Source organism: Kitasatospora sp. NPDC056800, from assembly GCF_042789775.1.
In the GTDB taxonomy this organism is placed as follows: domain Bacteria; phylum Actinomycetota; class Actinomycetes; order Streptomycetales; family Streptomycetaceae; genus Kitasatospora.
Map to the genome: position 1 here is coordinate 1 of NZ_JBHUAL010000363.1, position 3,607 is coordinate 3,607.

Annotated in this window: 3 protein-coding genes; all 3 read left to right on the forward strand. The window is 73.8% G+C overall.

Going from position 1 to position 3,607, the window contains the following annotated elements; translation table 11 throughout:
• Positions 1–145: 145 nt before the first annotated feature.
• The 3 genes from ACFRQN_RS40185 to ACFRQN_RS40195 all read left to right on the forward strand — a co-directional run bounded on the left by ACFRQN_RS40185 (position 146) and on the right by ACFRQN_RS40195 (position 3,568).
• Positions 146–1,138, forward strand: coding sequence for an ABC transporter permease (locus tag ACFRQN_RS40185; protein ID WP_049649815.1), 993 nt, complete (start codon positions 146–148; stop codon positions 1,136–1,138).
• A 41-nt stretch (positions 1,139–1,179) separates the two neighbouring features.
• Positions 1,180–2,868, forward strand: coding sequence for a dipeptide ABC transporter ATP-binding protein (locus tag ACFRQN_RS40190; RefSeq protein ID WP_380745603.1), 1,689 nt, complete (start codon positions 1,180–1,182; stop codon positions 2,866–2,868).
• 136 nt (positions 2,869–3,004) lie between these two features.
• Entirely contained in the window at positions 3,005–3,568 is a 564-nt protein-coding gene (locus ACFRQN_RS40195) for an EF-hand domain-containing protein (RefSeq protein WP_049649817.1), read from the forward strand.
• The last annotated feature ends 39 nt before the right edge of the window (positions 3,569–3,607 follow it).

A 3,607-nucleotide genomic window follows, 5' to 3' on the forward strand; every position in this document is an offset into this window, starting at 1 on the left:
GTGGCGGGGGCGGGCCCCGGTTCCGCCACCGGTTCCGGTTCCGGCTCCCGGTCCTGTCTCTCCGGCTCCGGCCCCCGGTTCCGCCTCAGTCCCGCACACGTCCGTTTCGCACGCCTCCCCCCGTCACGTCGACCCCGGATCGGCCATGCTCTCCTTCGTCCTGCGGCGGACCGCCCAGGCCCTCGCGGTCCTGGTCGCGGTCTCCGCCGCCGCCTTCGCCCTCTTCTACGCCGCGCCCGCCGACCCGGCCCGCGCCGCCTGCGGCCCGCGCTGCGACAGCGGGCAGGTCGCGGCGGTGCGCCAGAGCATGGGCCTGGACCAGCCGCTGCTCACCCAGTACACCGACTACCTGGCCGGGGTCGTCGCCGGGCGGGACATCGGCGACGTGGACGGCTCGACCATCCACTGCGACGCCCCCTGCCTCGGCTACTCCTACCGGCTGCACCAGCCGGTCAGCGAGGCCCTCGCCGACCACCTGCCGGTCACCCTCTCGCTGACCGCCGGGGCGCTCGCCGTCCTGCTGGTGTTCGGCCTCGGCACCGGGTTCGTCTCCGCGCTGCGGCACGGGCGGCGGACCGACCGGCTGCTGTCCGGCTTCACCCTGGTCGGCGCCAGCCTGCAGATCTACTTCCTCGGGTACGTCGCGCAGTGGCTGCTGGTCTACTCCACCGGGCTGCTGCCGCTGCCCTCCTACACCCCGCCGGCCGACGACCTGGCCGCCTGGGCGGGCGGGATGCTGCTCCCCTGGTTCGTCCTCGGCTTCGTCAACTCCGCGGTGTTCGCCCGGCTTTCGCGCTCGCAGCTGCTGGAGACGATGAACGAGGAGTACGTCCGCACGGCCCGCGGCAAGGGCCTGGGACGGCTGCGCGCCCACCTCAAGTACACCTCGCGCGGCGCCGCCGGACCGCTGGTGCAGCTGATCGGGCTGGAGGCCGGGGTGCTGCTCGGCGGAGCCGTGATCACCGAGACGGTGTTCGGGCTGAACGGGGTCGGGCGGTTCGCCGCCGAGGCCGTCGCCGGGCAGGACCTGCCCGCCGTGGTCGGCGCGGTGCTGCTGGCCGCCTGCTTCATGGTGCTGTTCGTCGCGCTGGCCGACCTCGCGGTCGCCTGGCTCGACCCGCGTGTCCGGCTGAACTGATGGGGAGCCCTTCGATGAATTCCACTGTTCCGGGGGCCGGCATGCGGACCGCAGAGGTGGAGAGCACGGCGGCGGAGACCGTCGAGCCGGTGCTGAGCGTCCGCGATCTGACCGTCTCCTTCGCCGACCCGCGCGGCGGTGCGCCGGTGACCGCCGTCCAGGGCCTCTCCTTCGACCTCGCCCCGGGTGAAGTCCTGGGCCTGGTCGGCGAGTCCGGCTCCGGCAAGTCGACCGTCGGGCTCGCCGTCCTCGGCCTGCACGACCCGCGCACCACCACCGTCACCGGCTCGATCCGGCTCGACGGGCAGGAGGTCGTCGGCACCGAGGAGTCCGCGCTGCGCGGGGTGCGGGGCGGAAAGGCGGCGCTGGTCTTCCAGGACGCGCTCACCTCGCTCAGCCCCTTCCACGGCGTGGGCGCCCAGCTCGCCGAGATGTACCGGCTGCACCACCCCGGCACGGGCCGGGCCGAGGCGGGCCGGCGGGCGGCCGAGATGCTCGACCGGGTCGGCATCCCGACGGCCCGGACGCGCGACTACCCGCACCAGTTCTCCGGCGGCATGCGCCAGCGCGTGATGATCGCGATGGCGCTGATGAACGACCCCCGGCTGCTCATCGCGGACGAGCCGACCACCGCCCTGGACGCCCGCGTCCAGCGGCAGGTCCTCGACCTGCTCGGCGAGTTGCAGCGCGAGCACGGGACGGCGGTGCTGCTGGTCAGCCACGACCTGGGCGTGGTCGCCGGGACGACGGACCGCACGCTGGTGCTGCGCGGCGGGGTCGAGGTCGAGTCCGCGCCGACCGCCGAACTGCTGGCCGCACCGCGCGAGCCGTACACCCGGGCGCTGGTGGGCGCGGCGCTCCGGCTGGACTCGGTGCCGGGCACCGCCCTGCCGACGGTCGACGAGCCGGCCCCGTCGCGGACGTTCCGGCCGCGGACCGTCGAGCGCCCCGAGCGGTGGCTGGTCGAGGTGGACGACCTGTCCGTGCGCTTCCCCGGACGCCGGCGCTTCCCCGGCCTGCGGGCCGAACCGGTCCGGGCGGTCGAGGGCGTCGGTCTGCGGATCGCGCCCGGCGAGACGCTCGGGCTGGTCGGCGAGTCCGGCTCCGGCAAGTCCACCACCTCACGGGTCCTGGCCGGGCTGCAACGCCCCACCGGCGGCAGGGTGCTGTACGACGGCCAGGACGTCACCCGGCCGGACCGGGAGCTGCGGAAGCGGCTCAGCCGGGAGATCCAGCTGGTCTTCCAGGACCCGTACGCCTCGCTCAACCCGCGCCGGACCGTCGCCCAGACCCTGGACACCCCGCTGCGCCTGCACACCCCGCTGGACCAGGCCGAACGGCGGGAGCGCTCCGCCGAGTTGCTGGAGCAGGTCGGCCTGGAGGCCCGGCACCTGGACCGCTACCCGCACGAGTTCTCCGGCGGGCAGCGCCAGCGGATCGGCATCGCCCGCGCGCTGGCCCCGCAGCCGCGCCTGATCATCGCCGACGAGCCGGTCTCCGCGCTCGACGTGTCGGTGCAGGCCCAGGTGCTCAACCTGCTGATGGAGCTGCGCGAACGGCTCGGTGTCGCCTTCCTGTTCGTCTCCCACGACCTCGCGGTGGTCCGGCACTTCTGCGACCGGGTGGCGGTGATGCACCGGGGACGGCTGGTCGAGTCCACCGACCGGGACCAACTGTTCGAGGCGCCGCACACCGAGTACACGAGGGAACTGCTGGCGGCGGTGCACTGAGGTGACCGATGATCATCGAGGCCCGGCGGGTGAAGCAGCAGGTCGTTCGGCTGCGCCGGTCCGGTTCGAGGCGCTAGCGTGCAGGCGATGTGACGTAGGAGACCCGGGCAAGGAATCACCAATCGAGGGGGCACTTTTGTCGGACGACCTGCTCATCGCAAAGATCAATCACGGCTTCGATCACCTCGACGCCGACGGCGACGGGCTGCTCACCGAGCGGGACCACGTCCTGATGGGCCTCTCGGTGGCCCGCTCGCTCGGCCACCAGGAGGGCTCCGAGGCGGAGGCCGTGATAGTCCGGGCCTACCTGACGACCTGGCACGACCTGCACCTCGCCCGGCTGCCCGCCGGCACCGAGGCGATCACCCGGCAGCAGTTCGTCGCCTCGACCGGCTCGCTCGCCGACGACCCGGAGGCCGCCCAGGAGATCCTCGGCGCGCTCGCCGGGGCCTTCCTCTCCGTCGCCGACGCCGACCGCAGCGGGACGGTGGACGCCGGCGAGTTCTTCGTCTTCCAGCGCGGCCACTTCGCCGGCCTGTCCCGCGACGACGCCGACGAGGCCTTCCGCCACCTCGACACCGACGGCGACGGCGTGCTCTCCGCGGCCGAGTTCACCAACGCGATCGTCGAGTTCTGGACCAGCCGCGACCCGGACGCGCCCGGCAACTGGTGGACGGGCAAGCCGCCGTACGCCTTCTGAGCCGTACGTCCGCGGTGGTCCGCCCCCGCGAGCCGGAAG

Bases quoted from the DNA above. Each gene is read 5' to 3' on its own strand.
- ACFRQN_RS40185 (WP_049649815.1), top strand. From the start codon at position 146: ATGCTCTCCTTCGTCCTGCGGCGGACCGCCCAGGCCCTCGCGGTCCTG.
- ACFRQN_RS40190 (WP_380745603.1), top strand. From the start codon at position 1,180: ATGCGGACCGCAGAGGTGGAGAGCACGGCGGCGGAGACCGTCGAGCCG.